Here is a 395-nt window from a genome sequence, read left to right as displayed (position 1 = left end):
GACATAGACGCTGCCCGGCTCCACCGGCACGCGGTTGCAGCGGCCACGGCGCAGATCCCGTAGCGTCAGCCATTTTCTGATGGGAAACGGCAGATTGCGCTGAATGCCATGACGAAGCTTGCAAAAAACATTGGCCACAGTGGATACCGCCAGCCGTGGCGGGTGATAAACCAGCAGATCACCGTTGCAAACGCCATCGGGGGCGAGCTTCAGCGGAATCAGCAGCGTCAGCAGATGCGAATCGTAGTGGCGGCAATGGCTCTCGTTGCGCGTATACGTGCTGGCACAACGAATCACGTGGAACGCTTCCCAACGCAGCGACTTCTTCAGGAGCGTGGTGGCCATGGCCCGAGTCTCGGCGCACACCGTCTCCTCGAGCTTGCGGAAGGCTTCAT

Annotated in this window: 1 pseudogene; it reads right to left on the bottom strand. The window is 60.3% G+C overall.

The annotated features are described in order from the left end of the window. Window positions 1-395 (bottom strand): annotated as a pseudogene (locus tag AB4Z35_RS31010) (hypothetical protein); the annotation flags it as partial.

Source organism: Pseudomonas sp. KB_15, from assembly GCF_052114525.1.
Classification (GTDB): domain Bacteria; phylum Pseudomonadota; class Gammaproteobacteria; order Pseudomonadales; family Pseudomonadaceae; genus Aquipseudomonas.
Note: the sequence above shows the minus strand (reverse complement) of the source record. Positions and strands in the feature narration are given on the sequence as shown.